The organism is Protofrankia sp. CiP1_Cm_nod4 (genome assembly GCF_982290645.1).
On record NZ_CEVIVC010000168.1, the window covers coordinates 9,382 to 10,069 of the forward strand.

1 pseudogene is annotated in these 688 nt (G+C 74.9%); it reads right to left on the bottom strand.

Annotation, left to right across the window (positions count from 1 at the left end):
* Positions 1-688 (bottom strand): annotated as a pseudogene (locus AC5LSR_RS21365) (hypothetical protein); the annotation flags it as partial.

The following is a 688-nucleotide window of genomic DNA, read 5'->3' on the forward strand; positions in this document are numbered from 1 at the left end:
GTCGTGGGCGCCACCGTGGGTGGGCGGCCTCCTGCGCTGCGGCATCCGTTTCGGTCTTGGTGCCCCGGGCCTGGCGTGGGCGGCACGCCCACCAGGATCGGGTGGCGTCCACGACGTCCAGTAACAGCAGCGGAGCCAGGACGAACAGCGAGGTGACGGCCATGATCGCGCACAGCGCCATGCCCGCCCGAGCCGGCCACGAACGCCGGCCCGCCTCGACACGGCGGCGCGCGCACAGCCACAGGTGCGCGACGGCCGCCGTGCATGCGGCCTCCGGCAGGTACGACTTCAGTTGCAGCCCGTAGACGAGCAGCCCGCCGTTGACCGTGAGCAGCCCGGCGACGACCGTGGCCGCCGGCCGCGACAGCCACCACCGGCCCAGCAGGTAGGTCACCAGCGACAGCGCGGCCAGCGCGACGATCTGGGGCGCCCGCAGGACGAGCTCGGTGTCACCGCCGAGGGCGACCGCCAGCTTCTCGACCGCGAACCAGCCCCCGGAAAGCGGCGCGTTCGCCGTCCGCAGGGCCTCGAACCAGCCCGCGCCGACGCTGAGGTGGTAGGCCCGCCACGCCTCGTCGTACCAGAGCGGACGCACCAGCGTCGGCCACAGCGCGGCGACCACCACCACGTCCAGCCCGACGAGCGCCGCGACAGCGACCCCGCCCCGCCACCGTCCACCGCCCTGCCC